18 protein-coding genes and 1 pseudogene are annotated in these 26,272 nt (G+C 58.8%); 7 read left to right on the top strand and 12 right to left on the bottom strand.

Translation table 11 applies throughout. The features are described from left to right. Positions 1–50 precede the first annotated feature (50 nt). The 5 genes from topA to LOY55_RS09465 form a co-directional block, all read right to left on the bottom strand. Positions 51–2,678, bottom strand: coding sequence for a type I DNA topoisomerase (gene topA, locus LOY55_RS09485; protein ID WP_109785936.1), 2,628 nt, complete (start codon positions 2,676–2,678; stop codon positions 51–53). A 114-nt stretch (positions 2,679–2,792) separates the two neighbouring features. Continuing rightward, complete coding sequence (locus LOY55_RS09480) at positions 2,793–3,029, bottom strand: DUF1653 domain-containing protein (RefSeq protein WP_046026993.1); 237 nt, start codon at positions 3,027–3,029, stop codon at positions 2,793–2,795. A 99-nt stretch (positions 3,030–3,128) separates the two neighbouring features. Continuing rightward, positions 3,129–4,304, bottom strand: coding sequence for an acetyl-CoA C-acyltransferase FadA (fadA, locus tag LOY55_RS09475; protein WP_007944141.1), 1,176 nt, complete (start codon positions 4,302–4,304; stop codon positions 3,129–3,131). 29 nt (positions 4,305–4,333) lie between these two features. After that, positions 4,334–6,481: a fatty acid oxidation complex subunit alpha FadB gene (gene fadB, locus LOY55_RS09470; RefSeq protein WP_109785937.1), complete on the bottom strand. Its 2,148-nt coding sequence runs from the start codon at positions 6,479–6,481 to the stop codon at positions 4,334–4,336. A gap of 536 nt (positions 6,482–7,017) precedes the next feature. Beyond that, complete coding sequence (locus LOY55_RS09465; RefSeq protein WP_223523366.1) at positions 7,018–7,455, bottom strand: hypothetical protein; 438 nt, start codon at positions 7,453–7,455, stop codon at positions 7,018–7,020. Between the two features lie 104 nt (positions 7,456–7,559). Between LOY55_RS09465 and LOY55_RS09460 the strand changes: the two genes are divergently transcribed. After that, entirely contained in the window at positions 7,560–7,997 is a 438-nt protein-coding gene (locus LOY55_RS09460) for a universal stress protein (protein ID WP_109785939.1), read from the top strand. 102 nt (positions 7,998–8,099) lie between these two features. Here LOY55_RS09460 and LOY55_RS09455 read toward each other — a convergent pair whose 3' ends face one another. Next, positions 8,100–10,019 carry an ATP-binding cassette domain-containing protein gene (locus LOY55_RS09455; protein ID WP_223523367.1) on the bottom strand — a complete coding sequence of 640 codons (1,920 nt, stop codon included), beginning with the start codon at positions 10,017–10,019 and terminating at the stop codon, positions 8,100–8,102. 213 nt (positions 10,020–10,232) lie between these two features. Between LOY55_RS09455 and LOY55_RS09450 the strand changes: the two genes are divergently transcribed. Then, a complete protein-coding gene (locus LOY55_RS09450) occupies positions 10,233–12,161 on the top strand; it encodes a transglycosylase SLT domain-containing protein (protein WP_109785941.1) in 1,929 nt (642 codons plus the stop codon). 141 nt (positions 12,162–12,302) lie between these two features. Here LOY55_RS09450 and LOY55_RS09445 read toward each other — a convergent pair whose 3' ends face one another. Further along, a complete protein-coding gene (locus tag LOY55_RS09445; RefSeq protein ID WP_223523369.1) occupies positions 12,303–14,081 on the bottom strand; it encodes an ABC transporter transmembrane domain-containing protein in 1,779 nt (592 codons plus the stop codon). A 252-nt stretch (positions 14,082–14,333) separates the two neighbouring features. Here LOY55_RS09445 and LOY55_RS09440 point away from each other — a divergent pair, with 252 nt between their 5' ends. Continuing rightward, the gene (locus LOY55_RS09440; RefSeq protein WP_046027000.1) at positions 14,334–14,513 is read left to right on the top strand and encodes a PA1571 family protein; all 180 of its coding nucleotides are present in this window, start codon (positions 14,334–14,336) and stop codon (positions 14,511–14,513) included. A 129-nt stretch (positions 14,514–14,642) separates the two neighbouring features. On the opposite strand, the gene LOY55_RS09435 is transcribed toward LOY55_RS09440, so the two are convergent. From LOY55_RS09435 to pdxB, 3 genes are all read right to left on the bottom strand, one after another. Continuing rightward, positions 14,643–15,479, bottom strand: coding sequence for an IS3 family transposase (locus LOY55_RS09435; RefSeq protein WP_223525384.1), 837 nt, complete (start codon positions 15,477–15,479; stop codon positions 14,643–14,645). Further along, positions 15,476–15,781 (bottom strand): IS3 family transposase, encoded by a 306-nt coding sequence (locus LOY55_RS09430; protein WP_046033372.1) that lies wholly within the window; start codon positions 15,779–15,781, stop codon positions 15,476–15,478. Before LOY55_RS09430 ends, LOY55_RS09435 begins: the two co-directional genes overlap by 4 nt. 143 nt (positions 15,782–15,924) lie before the next feature. Beyond that, positions 15,925–17,067, bottom strand: a complete 1,143-nt coding sequence (gene pdxB / locus LOY55_RS09425; RefSeq protein ID WP_223522452.1) for a 4-phosphoerythronate dehydrogenase PdxB — start codon at positions 17,065–17,067, stop codon at positions 15,925–15,927. 324 nt (positions 17,068–17,391) lie between these two features. Between pdxB and LOY55_RS09420 the strand changes: the two genes are divergently transcribed. Further along, the gene (locus LOY55_RS09420; RefSeq protein WP_109785944.1) at positions 17,392–18,801 is read left to right on the top strand and encodes an MATE family efflux transporter; all 1,410 of its coding nucleotides are present in this window, start codon (positions 17,392–17,394) and stop codon (positions 18,799–18,801) included. Positions 18,802–18,849: 48 nt separating this feature from the next. On the opposite strand, the gene tusA is transcribed toward LOY55_RS09420, so the two are convergent. Both tusA and rlmM read right to left on the bottom strand, forming a co-directional pair. Beyond that, positions 18,850–19,101: a sulfurtransferase TusA gene (gene tusA, locus LOY55_RS09415; protein ID WP_046027146.1), complete on the bottom strand. Its 252-nt coding sequence runs from the start codon at positions 19,099–19,101 to the stop codon at positions 18,850–18,852. Between the two features lie 208 nt (positions 19,102–19,309). Then, positions 19,310–20,383, bottom strand: a complete 1,074-nt coding sequence (gene rlmM / locus LOY55_RS09410) for a 23S rRNA (cytidine(2498)-2'-O)-methyltransferase RlmM (RefSeq protein ID WP_046027003.1) — start codon at positions 20,381–20,383, stop codon at positions 19,310–19,312. A gap of 222 nt (positions 20,384–20,605) precedes the next feature. On the opposite strand from rlmM, the gene acnA reads away from it, so the two are divergent. From acnA to LOY55_RS09395, 3 genes and pseudogenes are all read left to right on the top strand, one after another. Next, positions 20,606–23,347, top strand: a complete 2,742-nt coding sequence (gene acnA, locus LOY55_RS09405; protein ID WP_046027004.1) for an aconitate hydratase AcnA — start codon at positions 20,606–20,608, stop codon at positions 23,345–23,347. A gap of 142 nt (positions 23,348–23,489) precedes the next feature. After that, a complete protein-coding gene (locus tag LOY55_RS09400; protein WP_223522453.1) occupies positions 23,490–24,281 on the top strand; it encodes a CPBP family intramembrane glutamic endopeptidase in 792 nt (263 codons plus the stop codon). 103 nt (positions 24,282–24,384) lie between these two features. Next, positions 24,385–25,920, top strand: a pseudogene (locus tag LOY55_RS09395) (methyl-accepting chemotaxis protein); the annotation flags it as partial. Positions 25,921–26,272: the final 352 nt, after the last annotated feature.

The raw sequence follows: 26,272 nt of genomic DNA, 5'->3' as shown, positions 1-26,272 counted from the left end.
GTGGCGAGGGAGCTTGCTCCCATTGGCCGACGGCGTCGGCCCACTATCCTTTAAGCCTTTGCAGCGGGACGCTTGTCTTCAACCTTCCACTTGCCGCCGTCGTAGTACGCCTTCCAGCCAGTCGGCTTACCGTCGACTTCTGTCTGCACATACTGCTCTTTGGTCTTGCGGCTATAACGAATCACCGCCGGGAGACCGTCCGGATCCTTCTTCGGCGCTTCGCAGAGGAAGTGGTACTTCGGATCGATCTCGTCCTTGTGCGGCACGATTTCCATGACCAGCGGAGCACGGGTTTCGCGGTTTTTCGGGAATTGGCTCGCCGCCAGGAACAGGCCGGAAGCACCGTCGCGCAGGATATAGGTGTCGTTGACCTTCTCGCACTTCAGCTCAGGCATCTTCACCGGATCCATCTTCGGCGGCGCAGCATCACCGCTCTTCAGCAGCTTGCGGGTGTTCTTGCACGTTGCGTTGGTGCAACCGAAGAACTTACCGAAACGACCGGTCTTGAGCTGCATTTCGCTGCCGCACTTGTCGCACTCCAGGCTCGGACCTTCATAGCCTTTAATGCGATAAGTACCCTCTTCGATTTCGTAGCCATCGCAATCCGGGTTGTTACCGCAGATGTGCAACTTGCGCTTCTCGTCGAGCAGGTATGCGTCCATCGCCGTGCTGCAGATCGGGCAGCGATGCTTGCCACGCAGCACCAGCGACTCCGATTCACCTTCGTCGTCCGCGGCAATCTCATCACCGGGCACCAGATTGACGGTGGCCTTGCAGCGTTCTTTCGGCGGCAAACTGTAGCCCGAGCAGCCGAGGAACACGCCCGTCGAGGCCGTACGAATCTGCATTGGGCGACCACAGGTCAGGCACGGAATGTCCGTCATGACCGGCTGGTTGGCACGCATGCCACTTTCTGGACTTTCGGCTACTTCCAGCTTCTTCTTGAAGTCACCGTAGAACTCGTCCAGTACGTTTTTCCAGTCGCGCTCGCCCTGGGCCACGTCATCGAGGTGCTCTTCCATGCCGGCGGTGAAGCCGTAGTCCATGAGATTGGAGAAACTCTCGGACAGACGCTCAGTGACGATGTCACCCATCTTTTCCGAATAGAAACGACGGTTGTGCAGCGCGACGTAACCACGGTCCTGAATGGTGGAAATGATCGCTGCGTAGGTCGAAGGACGACCGATGCCGCGTTTTTCCATTTCTTTAACCAGGCTCGCTTCCGAGTAGCGCGCCGGCGGTTTGGTGAAGTGCTGGGTCGGATCAAGCTTGATCAGCTTCATCGCATCGCCCTGAGCCATATCTGGCAACACATCATCATCGCCCGGCTTGGTAATTTGCGGCATGACGCGGGTGTAACCGTCGAACTTCAGGATGCGACCCTTGGCACGCAGCTCGAAATCACCAGCACCGACGGTGACCGTGGTCGACAGGTATTGCGCCGGCAACATCTGGCAAGCCAGGAATTGGCGCCAGATCAGCTCGTAGAGGCGCTCGGCATCACGTTCCATGCCCGACAGCTTGCTTGGCTCGGTATTGGCGTCGGAGGGACGAATCGCTTCGTGAGCCTCTTGTGCACCTTCTTTGCTGCTGTAGACGTTCGGGGATTCCGGCAGGTACTTCTTGCCGAACTCGCCTTCAATATAAGTGCGCGCCATCGTCACGGCATCGGCCGAGAGGTTGGTGGAGTCGGTACGCATATAAGTGATGTAGCCGGCTTCGTACAGACGCTGGGCCATCATCATGGTTTTCTTCACGCCGAAGCCCAGGCGGTTGCTTGCAGCCTGTTGCAGGGTGGACGTGATGAACGGAGCCGACGGTTTGCTGCTGGTCGGTTTGTCTTCGCGCTTGACGATGCTGTAGCTGGAAGCCTTGAGCTTTTCCAGCGCGGCCATGGCCTGGGCTTCGTTGAGCGGCTTGAAGGCCTCGCCTTTCTCGCGAGCCACGTCGAAGCGCACGGTCGCGCCCTTGGCGGTGCCGAGGTCAGCATGGATTTCCCAGTATTCTTCCGGGTTGAACGCACGGATTTCACGTTCGCGCTCGACCACCAGTTTTACCGCAACCGACTGCACGCGACCGGCGGACAAGCCACGGGCGATTTTGGCCCACAGCAGCGGCGAAACCATGTAACCCACCACGCGATCGAGGAAGCGACGCGCCTGCTGAGCGTTTACTCGGTCGATGTCCAGCTCGCCCGGCTTGGAGAAGGCTTCCTGAATCGCCTTCTTGGTGATTTCGTTGAACACCACGCGCTTGTAGCGGCTGTCGTCACCACCGATGGCTTCGCGCAGGTGCCAGGCAATGGCTTCCCCCTCGCGATCCAAGTCGGTTGCGAGATAGATGGTGTCAGCATCTTTGGCGAGCCGGCGCAGCTCTTCGATGACTTTTTCCTTGCCCGGAAGGATCTCGTACTTGGCTTTCCAGCCATGATCGGGATCGACCCCCATGCGCGAGACCAGCTGCTTGCGCGCTTTCTCTTTCGGCGAGAGCACCGGACCTTCGCCCGCGGCAGCCTTGCCGCGCTTCGCGGCTGGCTCTTTGCTGGCGCTAGCCGAACCGCTGGTGGGCAGGTCTCGGATATGGCCGATACTCGACTTCACCACGTATTGGTTACCCAGATACTTGTTGATGGTCTTGGCCTTAGCCGGGGATTCCACAATGACCAGCGATTTGCCCATGGATCAGAAAATTCCTGAATTCTAGAAGTGAAAGGCGGTTGGCGCCTGACGCGGCACCGCTATATATAGTGGCTACAAGGTGAGGTCAAGCGCAGGGTTTTGCGCGCACTCAGCTTATGGCTTCGAAAAAAGGCTCGGTTCGGCTTGCACCAAAGCAAAGCGTGGCACCTGTTCGCCGTCAACCTCGACCGACTCAAGAAACATGCTCAAGGGACGTACCCAAAAGCCGTAATCGCCATACAGGGCTTGGTAGAAGACCACTTCTTCTTCAGTTTCCGAATGCCGCGCAAGACTGAATACGCGGTACTGCGGACCTTTGTAATGTTGGTAGAGCCCAGGTTGTATCGGCATGGTTTGGCCCTCACTCAAATCTTTTCAAAATAAAAACAAAAATAAATTCAGAAAAACAAAAACCGGGGCACTTGGCCCCGGCTTCCGTCAACGGAACGCTTAAACGCGTTCGAAGACGGTGGAGATGCCTTGGCCGAGACCAATGCACATGGTAGCCACCCCGAAGGTGCCGCCATTTTGCTTCATCACGTTCAGCAGAGTGCCGGAGATACGTGCACCGGAGCAACCGAACGGGTGACCCAAGGCGATCGCGCCGCCGTGCAGGTTAACCTTCTCGTTCATCTTGTCGAGTACTTTCAAATCTTTCAGCACTGGTAGAGCCTGTGCGGCGAAAGCTTCGTTGAGCTCGAAGAAGTCGATATCGTTAATGCCAAGACCCGCACGCTTCAGTGCTTTTTGTGTAGCCGGTACTGGACCATAGCCCATGATTGCCGGATCCACACCTGCCACTGCCATCGAACGAATCACTGCCATAGGCTGGATGCCCAGGTCCTGTGCACGCTGCGCCGACATCACGATCATGCACGAGGCACCGTCAGTGATCTGCGACGACGTACCGGCTGTCACGGTGCCGCCCTTTGGATTGAAGGCAGGCTTGAGAGCCGCCAGACTTTCCAGGGTGGTTTCCGGACGAATGGTTTCGTCGTAGTCGAACAGTTTCAGGAAACCGTTCTCGTCGTAGCCCTGCATCGGGATGATTTCGTCTTTGAACTTGCCTTCCAGCGTCGCTTTATGGGCGAGCTGGTGGGAGCGCACGCCGAAAGCATCCTGCTGCTCGCGAGTGATGCCGTGCATTTTGCCCAGCATTTCAGCGGTCAGGCCCATCATGCCCGAGGCTTTCGCCGCGTACAGGGACATGTGCGGGTTCGGATCGACACCGTGCATCATGCTCACGTGGCCCATATGCTCGACGCCGCCGACGACGAACACGTCACCGTTGCCGGTCATGATTGCTTGAGCAGCAGTGTGCAGCGCACTCATCGAGGAGCCACACAGGCGGCTGACGGTCTGACCGGCAGCCGTGTGCGGGATCTGAGTCATCAGGGACGCCATGCGAGCGATGTTCCAGCCCTGTTCCAGGGTCTGGTTTACGCAGCCCCAGATCACGTCTTCGACTTCGTTCGGGTCAACCTTGACGTTGCGTTCCAGCAATTTGCTGATCAGGTGCGCCGACATGTCTTCGGCGCGGGTGTTGCGGTGCATGCCGCCCTTGGAGCGGCCCATCGGAGTACGACCGAAGTCGACAATCACGACGTCTCTAGGATTCAAGCTCATAAGTTCACTCTCACTCTAGTTGGGGGCGCTTAACCGAAGAAGCTCTGGCCGTTTTTGGCCATTTCGCGCAGCTTCGCGGTCGGGTGGTACAGCGCGCCCAAATCAGCGTACTGGTCAGCCAGGGCAACGAACTCGGCAACACCGATCGAGTCGATGTAGCGCAGCGCACCGCCACGGAATGGAGGGAAACCAATACCGTAGACCAGACCCATGTCGGCTTCGGCAGCAGTCTCGACGATGCCGTCTTCCAGGCAACGCACGGTTTCCAGGCACAGCGGGATCATCATCCAGTTGATGATGTCTTCGTCGGTGACTTCACGCTGCTCATAAACGATCGGCTTGAGCACTTCCAGCACCGAAGGATCGGCGACTTTCTTCTGCTTGCCGCGCTTGTCGGTCTCGTAGGCGTAGAAGCCCTTGCCATTTTTCTGGCCCAGGCGCTTGGCTTCGTAGAGCACGTCGATAGCCGAACGGCGGTCGTCTTTCATGCGATCCGGGAAGCCTTCAGCCATCACGTCACGACCGTGGTGACCGGTGTCGATGCCGACCACGTCCATCAGGTACGCCGGGCCCATTGGCCAGCCGAATTTTTCCATGATCTTGTCGATACGGACGAAGTCCACGCCGGCGCTGACCAACTTGGCGAAACCGCCGAAGTACGGGAACAGTACGCGGTTAACCAGGAAGCCCGGGCAGTCGTTGACGACGATCGGGTTCTTGCCCATTTTCTTGGCGTAGGCAACGGTGGTGGCAACCGCCAGCTCGCTAGACTTCTCGCCACGGATTACTTCAACCAGCGGCATCATGTGCACAGGGTTGAAGAAGTGCATGCCGACGAAGTTTTCCGGACGCTTGAGGGCTTTGGCCAGCAAGGTGATGGAAATGGTCGAGGTGTTGGACGCGAGGATGGTGTCCTCTTTGACCTTGTCTTCGACTTCGGCCAGTACGGCTTGCTTGACCTTAGGGTTTTCGACAACCGCCTCAACCACCAGGTCCACGTGACCGAAATCACCGTAGGACAGGGTTGGACGAATGCCGTTGAGCACTTCAGCCATTTTCGCGGCGGTCATGCGACCTTTATCAACGCGGCCGACCAGCAGCTTGGCGGCTTCAGCCAGGCCTTGCTCGATGCCGTGCTCGTTGATGTCCTTCATCAGGATCGGCGTACCTTTGGAGGCCGACTGATAAGCGATACCGCCACCCATGATGCCGGCGCCCAATACGGCAGCCTGCTTCACGTCTTTGGCGATTTCGTCGTAGGCCTTGGCCTTTTTCTTCAGCTCCTGATCATTCAGGAACAGACCGATCAAGCTCTGCGCGGCAGAGGTCTTGGCCAGTTTGACGAAACCGGCGGCTTCGACTTCCAGCGCTTTATCGCGACCGAAGTTCGCGGCTTTCTGGATGGTCTTGATCGCTTCAACCGGCGCCGGGTAGTTCGGGCCAGCCTGACCAGCTACGAAACCTTTGGCGGTTTCGAAAGCCATCATTTGTTCGATTGCGTTCAGCTTCAGCTTTTCCAGCTTCGGTTGACGCTTGGCCTTGTAATCAAACTCACCGGAAATGGCGCGTTTGATCAGTTCCAGGGCCGCCTCCTGCAGTTTCTCAGGAGCAACCACTGCGTCCACTGCGCCGACTTTCAGCGCGTCTTCAGGACGGTTTTCTTTACCAGCGGCAATCCACTCGATGGCGTTGTCGGCGCCGATCAGGCGCGGCAGACGCACAGTACCGCCGAAGCCTGGGTAGATGCCCAGTTTGACTTCCGGCAGACCGATCTTGGCCTTGGTGGACATGACGCGGTAGTCCGCCGCCAGGCACATCTCCAGACCGCCACCCAGGGCGATGCCGTTGATTGCGGCGACAGTCGGGACGTTGAGGTCTTCGAAATCGCTGAAAATCTTGTTGGCTTCCAGATTGCCAGCAACCAGCTCGGCATCAGGCAGCTTGAAGTTTTCGACAAATTCGGTGATGTCGGCGCCGACGATGAACACGTCCTTGCCACTGCTGACGATCACGCCTTTGATCGAAGCATCTGCCTTGATGGTGTCTACAGCCTGACGCAGTTCGTTCAGGGTTAGACGGTTGAACTTGTTGACGGACTCACCCTTGAGGTCGAACTTCAGTTCGACGATGCCACTTTCAAGAGCCTTAACCGTGATGGCTTTACCTTCGTAAATCATCAACTGATCTCCACGATATGGAAGCTGAACAGTACACGTCGGACGCAGGTGAATGGCTCGGCAGGACGTTAAACGTCGATGCTACGCCAATCCACCCGGCACACCCTCCAACGCGATAGTCGGGATTCTGTAGGAGCGATCTGAAATACAAACGCTCAATTCATACGCCCGTTTGATTTGGGTACGTCACCTTCACGGAATTTCCGACAATTGTCAATCGCCCAAAATACAGGTTCAAACGCGACTTTCCGGTCATTTCCGTACCGCGAAGCACTTCAACACGCCGCTGCATGTGAAAGCATTCATAGAATCAATAGTTAGAAAAGTCGCCCTAATTCACTGCAGCCTTTGTTTAACAAGCTACGCTGGCAGGAACCTGAAGGAAAATTTGAACGCGTTTGGCGAATACCGTGCGTAAGATCAGCCCTACAGCGAATTACCGGCCTGCCTGGCCAACCCCAGCCCGATGATGATGTCGGGCTTTTTATTGACTGTCTGCCGCGCTTTGCGCCATTGCAGCGCAAAACATTCTCGGCTCACGCCAGCGCTTTCAGCACGGCGTCAATGTCTTGCAGAACCGTCGCCTCGCCCTTCTCTCCCCAATACAAGGTGATCATCTGCTTGTCTGCCTCAACCTTGTAGACATTTTCTGGCAACTTTTCGAAATGAATCAAAAACGCCGGATCCTCGCAAACTTCCTGCCATTGATTCACCCATACACCCGGCGATTTTTGCCAGTAACTCCAGCATGCCGGTTGATTGCCGCGACGCGAGCGATGGTACTGGGCGCAGGGGCTCGGCGGCTCCTTGCTCAGCCAATGCGGCCACTCTTGAGGCGCCAGTTGCATGGCCAGACCGATACGTCGCGCCTCCATGCGCAGGGCCATTCGCCCGCTCTGACCACGAGACGGCCGCAACCATGCGAGCGGACTCAGTACCACCAGCAGGATTGACACCACTATCCAGACCGTCATATCTGTACTCCCGAATCTTGATGAGCGCTTTGAGCCACATAGAAACCAATGCGCTTGAAACCAGCCATACTTACCAATATTGCAACCCTCAGGAGGAGCACCTCATGCCCTACAACCACATTCTGGTCGCTGTAGATCTAACCGAAGAGTGCGACCCTGTAATCCACCGCGCTCGCGAGTTGTCGGTGAGCAATGGGGCAAAGCTGTCCCTGGTGCACATTGTCGAGCCAATGGCCATGGCCTTTGGCGGTGACGTCCCCATGGACCTGTCACAACTGCAACAACAGCAGTTCGATCAGGCCAAGGAGCGCCTTGAGCGCCTGAAACTCAAGTACTCCGAACTCGAAGGTGCCAACTGCCATTTGACTTATGGCCAACCACGCCAGGAAATCCATCATTTCGCCAAGGAACAGCAATGCGACCTGATCGTGGTCGGCAGCCACGGCCGCCATGGTCTGGCACTGTTGCTTGGCTCAACCGCCAATGACGTGCTGCACGGCGCGCCTTGCGATGTACTCGCGGTGCGCCTGATCAAAAGCTGAAACACGCTCCCACAATGGATCGCTGTAGCCTCGTAGATCTCACTCCATATGAAAAGCCCGGCGTTCATCACTGAACGCCGGGCTTTTTTACAACAGGATCAATCAGGCATCCAGCTCGGCCCAGCGCTCGACCATCACGTCGAGCTCAGCCTGCAACTGCTCCAACTGCGCGATCACCGCGGCGGTCTCGGCAGCAGGACGCTGATAGAAAGCGGCATCAGCCATTTGCGCTTCAACCACAGCAATCTGCTGCTCCATGGCTTCGATCTGGCTCGGCAACATTTCCAGCTCGCGCTGCAACTTGTAGCTGAGCTTCTTCTTCGCCACCGGCGCTTCAACAGCGGCAACCACAGGCGCCGCTTCAGCCGTTACGACTGCGGAGGTCAGGTCGGCTTTGCCGGATTTGCTCTCGGTCACGCCCAGCAGACGCGGCGAACCGCCCTGACGCAGCCAGTCTTGGTAGCCACCGACGTACTCACGAACCTTGCCTTCACCTTCGAAGACCAGGGTGCTGGTGACCACGTTATCGAGGAATGCCCGGTCGTGACTGACCATCAGCACGGTGCCGTTGAAGGTCAGCAGCACCTCTTCCAGCAGCTCGAGGGTTTCGACGTCGAGGTCGTTGGTCGGTTCGTCGAGGACCAGCAGGTTCGCCGGCTTGCTGAACAGCTTCGCCAGCAACAAACGGGCACGCTCGCCACCGGACAGCGCCTTGACCGGCGTGCGGGCACGCTGCGGGCTGAACAGGAAGTCGCCGAGGTAGCTCAGCACGTGACGGCTCTGACCATCGATGTCGATGAAGTCGCGACCTTCGGCCACGTTGTCGATCACGGTCTTTTCCAGGTCCAGCTGATGGCGCAACTGGTCGAAGTAGGCGACGTCGATGCGCGTCCCCTCTTCCACTGTGCCGCTGGTTGGCTGCAGACCGCTGAGCATCAGCTTCAGCAGTGTGGTCTTGCCGGTACCGTTGGCACCGAGCAGACCGATACGGTCGCCGCGCGTCAGGACCATCGAGAAATCCTTGATCAGGAACGGGCCACCCGGGTGAGCAAAGCTCACGTTCTCGAGGACCATCACCTGCTTGCCGGACTTGTCAGCGGTATCCAGCTGAATGTTGGCCTTGCCGGTGCGCTCACGACGTTCGCTGCGTTCGACGCGCAGGGCTTTCAACGCGCGGACACGGCCTTCGTTACGGGTGCGACGGGCCTTGATGCCCTGGCGGATCCAGACTTCTTCCTGAGCCAGCTTCTTGTCGAACAGCGCGTTGGCAGTTTCTTCAGCCGCCAGCGAGGCCTCTTTGTGCACGAGGAAACTGGCGTAGTCGCCGTTCCAGTCGATCAGGCCGCCGCGATCCAGTTCGAGGATGCGGGTCGCGAGGTTTTGCAGGAATGAACGGTCGTGCGTGATGAACAGCACGGCGCCCTGGAAATCCTTCAGCGCTTCTTCAAGCCAGGCAATTGCACCGATGTCCAAGTGGTTGGTCGGTTCGTCGAGCAGCAGCAGGTCCGGTTCGGAAACCAGGGCCTGGGCCAACAGGACGCGACGACGCCAGCCGCCGGACAACTCGGCGAGGGTCTTGTCGGCTGGCAACTGCAGACGGCTCAACGTGCTGTCGACCAGTTGCTGCAGACGCCAGCCATCGCGGGCTTCGAGGTCGTGCTGGACGTGCATCAGCTTGTCCAGATCGGCGTCGGTAACGATGTTCTGGCTCAGGTGATGGTATTCGGCGAGCAACGCACCGACGCCGTCCAGGCCTTCGGCAACCACGTCGAACACGGTCCGCTCGTCGGCTACCGGCAATTCTTGCGGCAATTCGCCAATTTTGAGTCCGGGTGCACGCCAGACGGAGCCGTCATCGGGCTTCTGGTCGCCCTTGACGAGCTTCATCATGCTGGACTTGCCAGTGCCGTTGCGGCCGATGATGCACACCCGCTCACCACGGGCGATCTGCCAGGACACCTTGTCCAACAACGGCATAGCGCCGAAAGCAAGGGACACATCGCTGAATTTGAGCAGGGTCATGAGCTTCTCCAAAAACCGGGCGCGCATTCTACCTGACTTGAGGCTTCAGAAGGCCGGCAATTTCACTCTCGAAGCACTCTGCACAACAAATGTTGCGAACTTATGCTGACAGGCCCGCAAAGCTTTCGCCTGCTGCTGGCAAAAGGCTAAGCTACAGACAATTCAGTGCGGGCATTGCCCGCACTTGTCATGATTTCTCTGCCCGGACGTCTCATGCGCAGTCGCCTTTTCAGTCTTTTATCTTGTCTGCTTCTTTCTGCCACTGCCGTCCAATCAGCCCAGGCGGTGGACCTGTCCACCCAGCGTCAGTATTACGATGAAGCCAAGCGTGCCTTGGCCAAGGGCGATTCCGGCCCCTACTTCCGTTACAGCCAGGCCCTCAGGGATTACCCGCTGGAGCCCTATCTGGCCTACGACGAATTGACCGCGCGCCTAAAAACCGCCAGCAATGCCGAAATCGAAAAATTCCTCGCCGAGCACGGTGACCTGCCGCAAGCCAACTGGATGAAATTGCGCTGGCTGCGCTGGCTGGCTGACCGTGGCGACTGGGCGACCTTCGTCAAGTATTACGACCCCAAGCTCAACTTCACCGAACTGGACTGCCTGAATGCGCAGTATCAGATCAGTCATAACCAGAAGACCGAAGGTTACGCCAACGCCAACAAGCTCTGGCTGACCGGCAAATCCCAACCTGAGGCCTGCGATGCACTGTTCGGGCAATGGGCCGCCGAAGGTCAATTGACCGAGCAAAAACGTTGGGAGCGCGCCAAACTCGCCGCCCAGGCACGCAATTATCCGCTGGCCAAAAGCCTCGTTAACGGCCTGACCACCCTCGCCCCTCGCGGTCAGCTGTTGATTGATGTGGCGCAAAAGCCTGAGCTGCTCAACCAGCCTTCGCGCTTCACCCCTGCCGACGAACCGATGTCCGACATCGTCAGCCTCGGCCTGCGCCGCCTGGCCAAGCAAGACCCGGACAAGGCCATGGACCTGCTGGACGGTTATGCCAGCAGCATGCACTTCTCCCGCGATGAAAAAGTGGCGATCGCCCGGGAAATCGGGCTGACCCTCGCACGGCGTTTCGACAGCCGCGCACTGGACGTGATGACCAAGTACGACCCGGAACTGCGCGACAACACCGTGTCCGAATGGCGCATGCGGCTACTGTTGCGCCTGGCCCGCTGGGACGATGCCTATCAATTGACCCGGCGTTTGCCGCAGGACCTGGCGACTACCAATCGCTGGCGTTACTGGCAGGCCCGCAGCCTCGAACTGGCCCAGCCACAGAACGCGGAACCGCAAACGCTTTATAAAAACCTCGCTCACGAGCGCGATTTCTATGGCTTCATGGCGGCCGATCGTTCGCAGTCGCCCTATTCGCTGGTCAACAAACCGTTGGTATTGAGCCAAGCGTTGACCAACAAGGTGCGTAACACCCCTGGCGTACGCCGCGCCCTGGAGTTGCACGCCCGTGGACAGATCGCCGACGGGCGCCGGGAGTGGTACTACGTCAGCCGTCATTTCAGCCGCGACGAAATGGTTGCCCAGGCCAAATTGGCCTATGACCTGAAATGGTATTTCCCGGCGATTCGCACCATCAGTCAGGCGCAGTACTGGGACGATCTGGACATCCGCTTCCCGATGGCCCACCGCGATGCGCTGGTCCGCGAATCCAAAAACCGCGGTATCCATTCGAGCTGGGCATTCGCCATCACCCGTCAGGAAAGTGCCTTTATGGACGACGCCCGCTCTGGTGTCGGCGCCACAGGCCTGATGCAATTGATGCCTGCCACCGCCAAGGAAACCGCGCGCAAGTTCAGCATTCCGTACTCCTCGCCGCAGCAGCTGCTTGACCCGGACAAGAACATCCAGCTCGGCGCCGCTTATCTGAGCCAGGTCCACAGCCAGTTCAATGGCAACCGCGTCCTCGCCTCCGCCGCCTACAACGCCGGCCCGGGCCGCGTACGCCAGTGGCTACGTGGTGCCGATCACCTGAGCTACGACGTGTGGGTGGAAAGCATCCCGTTCGACGAAACCCGCCAATACGTACAGAACGTGCTGTCGTATTCGGTGATCTACGGTCACAAGCTCAACACGCCCCAACCGCTGGTGGAATGGCATGAACGGTTCTTCGACGATCAGTGACCGGTAGCGCCCGTTAAACAGGAACAGCGCGGAACCGGTGTTGTAGGAGATGTGTAGGAGCTGTCGAGTGAAACGAGGCTGCGAATTTTTGATCGCAGCCTCGTTTCACTCGACAGCTCCTACACATCTCCTACACGACGCTTATAGGTGAAGACCACGCTCGGCCTTGCCATCACTGAACTGCAACGCCGCCAACCGCGCATACAGCGCATTGCTCGCAATCAACTCCTGATGCGTGCCCACCGCCACCAACCTACCCTGATCCATCACGGCAATCCGGTCGGCGTTTTTCACGGTGGCCAAACGGTGGGCGATCACCAGGGTGGTGCGGTTTTTCATCAAGCTCGGCAGGGCCTGTTGGATCAGGTGTTCACTTTGCGCATCGAGTGCGCTGGTGGCTTCGTCGAGCAGCAGGATGGGTGCGTCCACCAGCAACGCCCGAGCGATGGCCAGGCGTTGGCGCTGACCACCCGACAAACCCAGCCCTGCGTCGCCGAGATGGGTCTGGTAGCCATTGGGCATGTGCTCGATAAATTCATGGGCGTAGGCAATTTTTGCGGCCTCCTGAACTTGCGCCGGGGTCGCCGCTGGATTGCCGTAGCGAATGTTCTCCTCGATGCTGCCAAAAAACAGTGCCGGGTTTTGCGAAACCAGGGCGAAGCAACGGCGCAGGTCGAGTGGGTCGAGCTGGGTCAATGGCACGCCATCGAGCAGGATTCGCCCTGCGGCCGGATCGTAAAAACGCAGCAGCAGGTCATACACGGTGGATTTACCGGCACCGGAGGGGCCGACCAGGGCCAGGGTTTCGCCCGCGTTAATGGTCAGACTCAAACCATCGACCGCGTAGCTTTGCGGACGCGACGGGTAGGAAAAACGCACATCTTGTAGAACCAGATCGCCCTTCACCCGCTCCGGCAAGGTCACCAGGCCAGAGCTCGGCGGCTGGATGATGTTTTCCGAGCGCAGCAACTCAGCAATCCGCTCGGCCGCGCCCGCTGCACGCTGCAACTCGCCGATCACTTCGCTCAAGGTGCCGAACGCACTGCCCACGATCAGACTGTAGAAAACAAATGCCGCCAGTTCACCGGACGAGATCCGACCGGCAATCACATCCATGCCGCCGACCCACAACATGACGCCCACCGCGCCCAGCACCAGCACGATCACCAGCGTAATCAGCCAGGCTCGCTGGAAAATACGTTTACGAGCCGTGTTGAACGCCTCTTCCACCGTCACGGCGAAACGCTGCTCGTCCTGGACCTGATGGTTGTAGGCCTGCACCGTCTTGATCTGGCCGAGGGTTTCAGCGACGTAGCTACCGATGTCAGCGATCCGGTCCTGGCTCAGGCGCGACAGACTGCGCACCCGGCGGCCGAAAATCAGAATCGGGGCGATGACCACCGGTAATGCGACGACCACGATGCTGGTGAGTTTGGGGTTGGTGATGAACAGCAGCACAATCCCGCCGATGATCATCAGCGTGTTGCGCAGGAACAGCGACAACGAAGAGCCGATCACCGATTGCAGCAACGTTGTATCGGCGGTCAGCCGCGACTGGATCTCGGAACTGCGATTGTTTTCATAGAACCCCGGATGCAAGTAAATCAGATGGTTGAATACTTGCCGGCGGATGTCAGCGACCACGCGCTCGCCGATCCACGACACCAGGTAAAAACGCGCAAAGGTGCCGACCGCCAGCCCGACCACCAACACCATGAACAAGCCGATGGACTGATTGAGCAAGTGCGGTGATCGGGTCATGAACCCCTGATCCACCACCATGCGAATGCCCTGCCCCATCGACAAGGTAATGCCGGCGGTGACAATCAATGCGAGCAGCGCGCCAAGGGCTTGCCAGCGGTAAGGCACAAGAAAGCGACTGGTCAGGCGGATCGCACGGCGGTAACGGGCAGAGAGCATCGGAGTATCCAGTATGCAATGGTTGTAGCCAGCCTACACCGCCAGCGGTTGAACCCTGTAAATCACAATGAGTCAGGTTAAATATGACCGCGACGACTAGTCTCTAGACGCTATTGGTCTAAAGTCCGGGTAGCAACGTTTTTAAATTTCTGGTGGACTGATGTTTCCGTCGGGAAAGATCGCAGGGAGTTGTCATAGCCCGGTCACCTGAGGGTTTTAGAGTAAGCACACAACCTGATGAGGAGACAGGCCATGTCCTTGCAACACAGCAGCGATGACAAGATTCAAGTGATCCGCACGCAGCCAGACCAGTCTCTGGGTTGCTCGATTATCGATGAACAGGGCCGCGAAGTACCGATCACTGAAGACATGATCCAGCAAGCGTGCAGCGAACTGGAAAAGCGATTGGTCAAGCCTGCCAAACAAAAGTGATATAGCCACCGTCTTCTTGACCCGGCCCTGAAGGGCCGGGTTTTTTATGGGTGATTTTTGAGGGTGCTGCGCACCCTATCGCGGGCAAGCCTGAACTGGTCAAGTAATCTCGGACACCGATTACGGTGTTTATGCCGCTTTTTGCTCCATGGCTATTGGCGACAGGTAGTCGTTATAGCTATGGAGTCTGGTGCGGTTGTAGTACATGAAGAAGCGCACGATATCGGTTTTGGCTTCCTCGATCAGGCTGTAACCGCCACGAGGCACCCACTCTGACTTGAGCGTGCCGAAAAAGCGTTCTGTCGGCGCATTATCCCAGCACTGCCCGCGATGACTCATGCTTTGCAAAATGTCGTGTTGCAGCAGCTCTTCTTGAAACTTGCGACTGGTGTACTGACATCCCTGATCTGAGTGAAACATCAGCCCAGGAGGACACGTTCGTACCTCTGTCGCCATACGCAGCGCTTTGCTGACCAAGTTGGCGTCATTGACCAGAGAAAATGCCCAGCCAATAACCCTTCGGGCATACAGATCGATCACGATGGCCAGATGAACCCAACGTTTGCCCACCATCAAACTGGTGACGTCGCCACACCAAACCTGATCGATTGCAGTCGGTTTGAAGTTGCGCTTGAGCCGATTGGGCGCGACAAATGCTTCCACTCCTTTGGATCTGAAAGGGTGAGGCTGGCGTTGTTTACTGACGATATTGGCCTCTCTCATCAGCGCTCTGACAAGACTCCTTCCAGCTGTAATGCTTTGGGATTTCAGGCCTTTACTGATCATTCTGGAGCCCATGGCTTCGCGGCTTTCGCTGTGCAGCTCAACTACTTTCAGCTTGAGCTCTTCGCGTTTGCGCCTCGGTTTGGCGCGTCGCTGAATCCACTCATAAAAGCTGCTGCGCTTCACACCGAAAACACGACACACCACAGCCGTCGGGAATGACTCTCTTAGCTCTGCGATCATCGAAAACGATCGGGATCCGACATCAAGAGAGCGGTAGCCTTTTTTAGGATATCGGCTTCCATCTCCATGCGCTTGATCTTGGCTTTTAGTTCCTGGATCTGGCGCTGATCTTCGGTGATTGCCTTGGTGCCTTTGACTGGCTGCCCTTCACGTTCCTTACGAACCTGATCGACCCAGCGCCGTAAAGCGGTGGGCCCGATATCCAGCGATGCACAAACATCTGAAACCGGGCAGTTATCATCAAGCACCATGCTGGCAGCATGAAGCTTGAACTCGCGCGTATAGACCTTTCTTTCGTTCATGGAGCCTCCAAGTTGGCGAAATCATATCGCCCTTAAGAGGTGTCCGAAATTATTAGGCCAGTTCAGCCACGCTCCCACAGGTTGGGTGGATGACTCAAGATCTGTGGGAGCGTGGCTTGCCCGCGATAGGGCCGACTCGTTCCCTAGACTGTCACAGCACCCAACGCCGCCACGATCTTGTGCAATTGAGCTGACTCGCCCTCAATCCGCACCTGCAACCCTTCAATCTCCCGACGCGACGGATAGTGTTTGCGCAGCGCATCAAACGCTGCGCGCTGTTCGCTCACATTACCGACCAGGCTGCGCCGAAAGTCCGCATCGTCACGGCGCGGGTCGTACACGCCACGGCACAACATGGCCAACGCCCACGCAGGGTCTGTTTGCGCATTCAAGGTCACTTGCGACAACCACGGCGCCGGCAGCAAATCATTCAGGCTGATGGGCGCCGGTTGCCCGAGAAACTCGCAATACGCTTGATAAATCTGCGCCGTCCCACGCTGTTTGCCATCAAGGCTGTATCCGGCAATGTGCGGTGTTGCCAGTACACACAGCTCAGCCAGCGCTACATCGACTTCAGGCTCGCCTTCCCAAACGTCGAGCACGGCTTGCAGGTCTTCGCGCTCCAGCAACACCTGGCGCAGGGCGGCGTTGTCGACCACCGGGCCACGACTGGCGTTGATCAGCCAGGTGCCAGGCTTGAGCTGGTTCAAACGGTTTTGATCGAACAGATGCCAGGTCGACTGCGCGCCGCTTTTCTTCAAGGGCGTGTGCAGACTGATGACATCGCACTGCTCGATGATCTGTTCGAGGCTGACGAAGTCGCCGCCTTCAGCCGCTTGCCGGGGCGGATCGCACACCAGCACTTTCCAGCCCAGGCCTTTCAGGACCTTGACCAGTCGCCCACCCACTTCGCCGGCACCGACCACGCCATAGGTGCGCGGGGTCAGGTCGACCCCTTCGATTTCAGCCAGGGTCAACAGGCTGCCCAGCACATAGTCGACGACGCCCCGAGCGTTGCAGCCGGGCGCGCTGGACCAGGTGATGCCGGCGCGCTGAAAGTAATCCAGGTCCAGGTGATCGGTGCCGATGGTGCACGTACCGACAAAACGCACGTTGCTGCCTTCGAGCAAGGCACGATTGACGTTGGTCACTGAGCGCACCAGCAACACATCGGCTTGTTCGACGGTGGCGCGGTCGATGGACCGTCCCGGTACCCGGCGGATTTCACCGAAACCTGAGAAGAAGGCATCGAGCAGCGGGATATTTTCGTCGGCAACAATCAGCATGGCAGGCTCCTTTGGCGGATCGGCAGTGTAGGCGCAGATGCCTGTACTGAGCCAGCAGGCATTGCGCATCCTTGTAGCAGCTGGCGAAGCCTGCGTCCGGCTGCGCTGCAGTCGTAAAACCTGAGTTTGCAGTCTTACTGAAACACCGCATCGTCTGACTTTACGACTGCTTCGCAGCCGGACGCAGGCTTCGCCAGCTGCTAAAAGGCATGTCGCAACGTCCGAAGTACGATTACAAATCCCTAACACAGGACTTTTCCTGACCACTGCGTCAGGGCGTAGAATGCGTCGCCTTGCGCATTAAAACCTTTGGACGTTTCGCCCTTGAATTCCGTGACTGACCACCCCGCCACACTCTCCCTCACCCGCCCGGCCCGGGTTCGCCTGGAGCTGAAAAACCTGCTCACGCTGGCGCTGCCGATCATGATCGCGCAACTGGCGACCACCGCCATGGGCTTTGTCGATGCGGTGATGGCAGGCCGGGTCGGGCCTCGCGATCTGGCGGCCGTAGCGCTGGGTAACTCGATCTGGGTCCCGGTGTTTCTGCTGATGACCGGCACCTTGCTGGCCACCACACCCAAAGTCGCCCAGCGTTTTGGCGCCGGCACCCACAGCGAGATCGGCCCGATTGTGCGTCAGGCCCTTTGGCTGGCCTTGGTGGTCGGTTTGATGGCGACCGGCATCCTGTTCAGCGCCGAGCCGATCCTGCACATCATGAACGTCGATCCCGAATTGATCGGCCCCTGCATGCAGTACTTGCACGGCATCGCCAGCGGTTTGCCCGCCGTCGCCTTCTATCATGTATTGCGCTGTTTCAGTGATGGCCTGGGCCGCACGCGCCCGGCGATGGTGCTTGGCCTGTGCGGGTTGGCGCTGAACATCCCGCTGAATTACATCTTCATCTACGGCCACTTCGGTGTGCCGGCCATGGGCGGTGTCGGCTGCGGCTGGGCCACCGCGATTGTGATGTGGGTGATGGCGCTGGGCATGGCCGGCTGGGAGCGCTGGGCGCCGGCTTATCAGTCGAGCCAGTTGTTCAGTCGTTTCGACTGGCCACAATGGTCGGTGATCAAACGCTTGCTGGGCATCGGCCTGCCGATCGGCATCGCAGTGTTCGCCGAGTCGAGCATTTTTGCGGTGATTGCGCTGCTGATCGGCAGCCTCGGCGCCACCGTGGTGGCCGGGCACCAGATCGCCCTGAACTTCAGCTCGCTGGTGTTCATGATCCCTTATTCCCTCGGCATGGCCGTGACGGTGCGGGTAGGCCAGGCCCTCGGTCGCCAGGAGCCACGCGAGGCACGTTTCGCCGCCGGTGTCGGCATGGGCACGGCGCTGGCGTATGCCTGCCTTTCCGCAAGCATGATGTTGTTGCTGCGCGAGCACATTGCAGCGATCTATACCGCTGACCCGACGGTGATTCGCGTGGCTGCCATGCTGATCGTGTACTCGGCGTTGTTCCAGTTTTCCGATGCGATCCAGGTGACAGCGGCCGGCGCTTTGCGCGGTTATCAGGACACGCGCGTGACAATGATCCTGACCCTGTTCGCTTACTGGGGGATTGGTTTGCCGGTGGGTTACGCGCTGGGCCTGACCGATTGGTTCGGCGCGCCGAGCGGCCCGAGCGGCCTGTGGCAAGGTTTGATCGTGGGCTTGAGTTGCGCAGCCGTGATGCTGTCGATCCGCCTGGCGCGCAGTGCACGCAAGCGGATTCGCATCAGCCATTCGGCGGGATGAGCGAATACAAAAAAGGGCCTGCGTTTGCAGGCCCTTTTTTTGTGCCCGTTAATCGAGCTTCTTGCGAATCCAGTAGAGGTAGGTGCCAGCCTCTTCGTGCTGCCCCACCAACTCGTGGTCGAGAAACACGCAGAACTTGGGAATGTCGCGACGGGTCGACGGGTCGGTGGCGATCACCTTGAGCAGACCGCCAGGCACCAGGTCACGGATGTGCTGGTGCAACATCATCACTGGCTCCGGGCAATTGAGGCCGGTGGCGTCGAGCGTGCCGTCAACCGGCGTATCAAACATTTCACTCATGATTAACTCCTGAAACTGGCCGGCATTGTCGCGCATTGCCGGGTGTTCGGTCATCTGTGGCATACCGCCGCCCCTGTGGGGGTCAGCTGTTGTGGGAGCTGGGCTTGCCCGCGATGGCATCAACCGGGTTCGACGTCAAACCGAGTCGCCTGCATCGCGGGCAAGCCCGGCTCCCACAAAAGCTCTTTCCCACAGGGGTCCGTGAGAATCAGCGGGACTTGGGTTTCTTCACATCCAGCCGACGCAAATGGCAGGTCACTTCTTCGCGATCGTGGTACAGCTGTTTGCAGCCGATCTCGACCCGGATACCGCGCTCCTTGAAGCCGTCGGCGATGCGTTCCAGCAAACGCTTAACTTCAGCGTAACGCTGTTTCATTGGCAGTTTGAGGTTGACCACCGCTTCCCGGCAATGCCCCTCGCCAATCCACTCCTCCAGCATCGCAGCGTTACGCGCCGGCTTCTCGACGATGTCGCAGACCATCCAGTCCACCGGCTGGCGGGGCTTGAAAGTAAAACCGTCGGCCATCAAGTGTTGCACCAGCCCGGTGTCCATCAAGCTTTCGGCCATCGGGCCGTTGTCGATAGCGGTCACCAGCATGCCGCGATTGACCAGTTGCCAGGTCCAGCCGCCGGGGGCAGCGCCAAGGTCAACGCCGGTCATGTCACTGTGCAGACGCTCATCCCACTGATCGCGTGGGATGAAGTGATGCCAGGCCTCTTCCAGCTTCAGCGTCGAACGGCTCGGGGCCTCACGCGGAAATTTCAGGCGCGGAATGCCCATCGGCCACATCGCCGAGTTGTTTGACTCGGCCAGGCCCATGAACACTTCACGGCCGCTCTTGAACGTCAGCAGCAGACGCGGCTTATGCGCATCTTCCACCAGCTTGCCGGCAGCCATCAGCGCCTTGCGCAGGTGACCTTCGAATTTCTTGCAGAAGTTCGACAGCTCCTTGCCATCGTTGGTGTCGACCATTTCCAGCCACAGGCTGCCGCACAGCGGAAAGTCCGCCATGTGCGCGAGGATTACGCTGATGCGGTCGGTTTCCGGCAGGTCGATGAAAATTCCGCGAGCCCATTGGCGCGGGAAGATCAGCTCGGCGAAACGCTGGCCACGCATCAAGCGCTCGGCGCCGTCTTCTTCGGTGCAGATGAACTCGGCGCAGGCGCTGGCGGTTTTGGCCTTGGCATAACCGGCCACGTTCAGACGCGCCGCGTGTTCAGAAATCTCGGAACAGACTTCGCCTTCGAAGCCCGGCCGGCAATGCATAAAGAGGGTGTTCATTTTTACTCCTGGGCAGATGGCGAGACATTCAACCACTGCGCGATGCCCAGACTTGCGTTGAAGCAAAGCCTGTCACGAAAACCGGCGCATGATAGCCGAGTTCGGAACCTTGGACTTGGCCATAGAGTCCAGTTATTAGCCAGCTACTTAAAACAGGGCTAGGTTTAATGCTCTGCCCATCCCCTCAGTCCGTAGCCGTGCGGACTTAAAGGAGTGATCGTAATGCCCTCTCTCGATAGCCTGAAAACCCTTAAAACCCTGCAAGTCGACGACAAGACCTACCACTATTTCAGTCTGCCCGAGGCCGCCAAGAGCCTCGGTGATCTCGACACATTGCCCATGTCGTTGAAAGTACTGCTGGAAAACCTGCTGCGCTGGGAAGATGAAAAAACCGTCACCGGTGCCGACCTCAAGGCGATTGCCGCGTGGCTCAAGGAGCGTAGCTCCGACCGCGAAATCCAGTACCGCCCCGCCCGCGTACTAATGCAGGACTTTACCGGCGTTCCCGCCGTGGTCGACCTGGCAGCCATGCGCGCCGCCATGGCCAAGGCCGGCGGCGATCCGCAGCGCATCAATCCGCTGTCGCCGGTGGACCTGGTGATCGACCACTCGGTGATGGTCGACAAATTTGGCAGTTCCAGCGCCTTCGAACAAAACGTCGACATTGAAATGCAGCGTAATGGTGAGCGTTACGCATTCCTGCGCTGGGGCCAGAGCGCATTCGACAACTTCAGCGTAGTGCCACCGGGCACCGGGATCTGCCATCAGGTCAATCTGGAATACCTGGGCCGCACGGTCTGGACCAAGGACGAGGACGGCCGCACCTATGCCTTCCCCGACACGCTGGTCGGCACCGACTCCCACACCACCATGATCAACGGCCTTGGCGTCCTCGGCTGGGGCGTCGGCGGAATCGAAGCGGAAGCAGCGATGCTCGGCCAACCCGTGTCGATGCTGATCCCCGAAGTGATCGGCTTCAAGCTCACAGGCAAACTCAAGGAAGGCATCACCGCCACCGACCTGGTGCTGACCGTCACCCAGATGCTGCGCAAGAAAGGTGTGGTCGGCAAATTCGTCGAGTTCTACGGTGACGGCCTCGCCGACCTGCCGCTGGCCGATCGCGCGACCATCGCCAACATGGCCCCGGAATACGGCGCCACCTGTGGCTTCTTTCCGGTAGACGATGTGACGCTGGAGTATTTGCGTTTGTCCGGCCGGCCGCCGGAAACGGTGAAACTGGTCGAGGCGTATAGCAAGGCTCAAGGCCTGTGGCGCTTGCCGGGCAAGGAACCAGTGTTCACCGGCAGCCTGGCGCTGGACATGGCCAATGTCGAAGCCTGCCTCGCCGGGCCAAAACGTCCACAGGATCGCGTTTCATTGCCCAATGTCGCGCAGGCGTTCACCGACTTCATCGACCTGCAATTCAAACCCACCAGCAAGGAAGTAGGTCGCCTGGAAAGTGAAGGCGGCGGCGGTGTCGCAGTAGGCAATGCCGATCTGGCCGGTGAAGCCGACTACGAACACGGCGGCCAGACCTATCGATTGAAAAACGGCGCGGTGGTGATTGCCGCGATCACCTCCTGCACCAACACCTCCAACCCGAGCGTGATGATGGCGGCGGGTCTGGTGGCGAAAAAGGCCATTGAAAAAGGCCTCATGCGTAAACCGTGGGTCAAGAGCTCACTGGCGCCGGGCTCCAAAGTGGTCACTGACTACTACAAGGCAGCGGGCCTGACACGCTATCTCGATGAGTTGGGTTTTGCCCTTGTCGGGTACGGCTGCACCACCTGCATCGGCAATTCCGGCCCGCTGTCGGAGCCCATCGAAAAAGCCATCCAGGCCGCTGACCTGACCGTTGCCTCGGTTTTGTCGGGCAACCGCAACTTTGAGGGACGTGTACATCCACTGGTGAAAACCAACTGGCTGGCCTCCCCACCGCTGGTCGTGGCGTATGCGCTGGCCGGTACCGTGCGCATCGACATCAGCAGCGAACCGCTGGGCAACGACAAGGAGGGCAACCCGGTGTACTTGCGCGACATCTGGCCGAGCAGCAAAGAGATCGCCGACTCGGTGAATCAGGTCAACACCGCCATGTTCCACAAGGAATACGCCCAAGTATTTGCCGGCGACGAACAATGGCAGGCCATCCAGGTCCCGCAAGCAGCGACCTATGTCTGGCAGGATGACTCGACTTACATTCAGCATCCGCCGTTTTTCGATGGCATCGGCGGACCGCCACCCGTGGTCAAGGACGTCGCCGAAGCCAGAATCCTTGCCCTGCTGGGTGACTCCGTAACAACCGACCACATCTCCCCGGCCGGCAATATCAAGGCCGACAGCCCGGCCGGACAGTACTTGCGCAACAAAGGCGTGGAGCCGCGCGACTTCAACTCCTACGGCTCCCGCCGTGGCAACCACGAAGTGATGATGCGCGGCACCTTTGCCAACATTCGTATCCGCAACGAAATGCTCGGCGGCGAAGAAGGCGGCAATACCTTCTATATCCCCACGATGGAGAAAATGCCGATCTACGACGCGGCCATGCGTTATCAAGCGTCGGGCACGCCGCTGGTGGTGATTGCCGGCCAGGAATACGGAACCGGCTCAAGCCGCGACTGGGCAGCCAAGGGCACCAACCTGCTGGGCGTAAAAGCGGTCATCGCCGAAAGCTTCGAACGGATTCACCGCTCCAACCTCGTCGGCATGGGTGTGTTGCCGTTGCAGTTCAAACTCGATCAGAACCGCAAGATCCTGAAACTGAGTGGCAAGGAGACGCTGGATATCCTCGGATTGACTGGCGTAGAGCTGACGCCGCGGATGAACCTGACACTGGTCATCACCCGCGAAGATGGCAGCAAGGAAAAGATCGAAGTGCTGTGCCGGATCGACACACTCAATGAAGTCGAGTACTTCAAGTCCGGGGGGATCTTGCATTACGTGTTGCGGCAACTGATTGCCTCTTAAGCGCTTGCGGACACAGACACCGCCTTCGGGCGGTGTTTTTGTTTGTGCCGCGCGCGCCCCTATAATCCCCCCGCTTTGTAGGCTCGGCACAAAACCACTGAGGCCCGAGGCGTTCCGCAAAATTTGTACACAAGGACTTCACATGCTCGCCCTGCCATGGAGCTACCTGGCCCTGCTCTCCCTCGGCTACGCCCTCGCTTTGACCTACGGCCAACTTGGCTGGATGGCCGTTGTTTCCGTGGCGTTGCTGCTAGTGGCCGGTGTTGCCGTCCGCCAACAAAAACTCCCCGTCGCCCACTACCTCGGTCACGGTCTGTTCGTGATCCTGGCCCTGGCGCTGGCATTGCACTGGCTTCCCGGTTTCTATAACGGTCGCGGCATTGCCCCTCAACGCCTCACCGACGATGCCGTGCCTTTTTCAATGTATTTGAATCAGGACAAACCCCTGATCGGCTTCTGGCTGCTATTGGCTTGTCCGTGGATTGTCGGCCGGCGTTCTTTACGACTTGGAATCTACGCCACTGCCCTCGCCCTGACGCTCAGTGCCGTGCTGGCCTTGGGTGGCGCGTTGCTGTTGGGCATGATCAGTTGGGCGCCGAAGTGGCCGGATCACGCCTGGCTGTGGCTGCTGAATAATCTGCTGCTGGTCACCCTCGTGGAGGAAGCCCTGTTTCGCGGGTATCTGCAGGGTGGCCTGAGTCGTCGCTTCCAGCACCTGCCCCATGGCGAAAACCTCGCCTTGTTAATGACCTCATTGCTGTTTGGCCTCGTGCATCTGGGGGCGGGCTGGCAATGGGGGCTGCTGGCCAGTCTCGCCGGTGTCGGGTACGGCCTGGCCTATCGCTTCGGCGGCCTGGGTGCAGCCATCGCCACCCATTTCGGCCTGAACCTGCTGCACTTCGCGTTCTTCACTTATCCCATGCTCGCGGGCTGAGGCAATTCTCGTTTTGCGACGCACTGCTGATTATTAAAAAATAATTTAAACTAATGCCTGCCACCGCCGACAACCTTTCAAAGCCTTGCAGATTGAGAAAGCCATGCGTAACAACCAGCCCATTACACAACGCGAACGGACCTTCCCGGCCCAGCAACGGTTGATTTCCACCACCGATGCCAAGGGCATGATCACCTACTGCAACGACGCGTTCGTGGAGATCAGCGGGTTTTCTCGTGAGGAACTGGTCCGCGCACCGCACAACCTGGTCCGTCACCCCGACGTTCCGGCCGCGGTGTTCGCGCACATGTGGGACACACTCAAACAAGGCTTGCCATGGATGGGCATCGTCAAGAATCGCTGCAAAAGCGGTGATCACTATTGGGTTAACGCCTACGTGACACCGATTTTCGAAGGCAAACAGGTGATCGGTTACGAGTCGGTGCGGATCAAGCCCACTGCCGAACAGATCCAGCGTGCCGAAGCACTCTACCAACGCATCAACCAAGGCAAGTCGGCCATCCCCTCCACTGATAAATGGCTGCCGGTGCTTCAGGACTGGCTGCCGTTCATTCTGGTCAGCCAGCTAAGCTTCATGATCGGGGCCACGTTGACGTCGCAATGGGGCTTTGCCCTGGCCGCCGGCCTGTCGGTGCCGCTGGGCCTGATGGGGTTGAGCTGGCAACAGCGCGGCCTCAAGCGCCTGCTGCGCCTGGCCGAACAGACCACGTCCGACCCGCTGATCGCGCAGATGTACACCGACAGCCGTGGCGCTCAGGCGCGACTGGAAATGTCGATCCTCAGCCAGGAAGCCCGCTTGAGAACCTGCCTGACCCGTCTGCAGGACACCGCCGAGCACCTGACCGATCAGGCGAAACAGTCCGACGCCCTGGCGCACAACAGCTCCAGCGGCCTGGAACGCCAGCGCGTGGAAACCGAGCAAGTGGCCACCGCCGTCAACCAGATGGCGGCCACCACTCAGGAAGTCGCCAGCCATGTACAACGCACCGCCGACGCCACGCAGGAAGCCAATCGCCTGACCGGTCGCGGTCGCGACATCGCCGGGGAAACCCGCGAAGCCATTCAGCGCCTGTCGGTGGTAGTCGGCGAAACCGGCCTGACCGTGACCCAACTGGCCAAGGACAGCGACGAAATCGGCGGCGTGGTCGACGTGATCAAAGGCATCGCCGACCAGACCAACCTGCTGGCTTTGAACGCGGCCATTGAAGCGGCCCGCGCCGGTGAAATGGGGCGTGGTTTTGCGGTGGTGGCTGACGAAGTCCGCCAACTGGCGCAACGCACCAGCGAATCCACCGGGCAGATCCATAGCCTGATCGCCAAGCTGCAACAAACTGCCAGCACGGCCGTGCAGACCATGGAAGCCGGGCATCGTCAGGCCGAAGAAGGCGTGGCACGGGTGCTGGAAGCGGATCAGGCGCTGGTGGGCATCAGCGAAGCGGTGGCCAACATCACCGACATGACCACCCAGATCGCGGCAGCGACCGAAGAGCAAAGCGCGGTGGCCGAAGAAATCAGCCGCAACATCAGCAACATCTCGCAATTGGCGGACCAGACGTCCGAGCAAGCGCAGAACTCGGCATTGCTGAGTGAAGAACTGACGAAGACCGCGAATACCCAGTATTCGTTGGTGGAGCGGTTTAAACCGCTGATTGCACTGGTGAGACCAAAAACCCGGACAGCGAAAGCTTCCGGGTTTTTTGTGGCCGCTCTGAAAATGAAGCAGCTTGGGTTGGCTTCTTCATTGGCAGCCAGCGAAGAAACCATGACTGCTAACGACAAACTCATTCAACCGACGCTGACGCTGCCTACAACATCGCCAGAATCCGCCGACTTGTACGCATTGGGGGGCAGGTTCTATTGTTTGCCGGTCAAAAACTATTCACATAAGCTGGCCGGTATGAATACACATCCTTCGGAGGCTCCGATGGCCACCACCAAAAAAATCGACAAACCCAACAAAAAGGTTGTTC

This window comes from Pseudomonas sp. B21-040 (assembly GCF_024748695.1).
Lineage (GTDB): Bacteria > Pseudomonadota > Gammaproteobacteria > Pseudomonadales > Pseudomonadaceae > Aquipseudomonas.
This window is presented reverse-complemented; position numbering and strand designations above follow the sequence as displayed.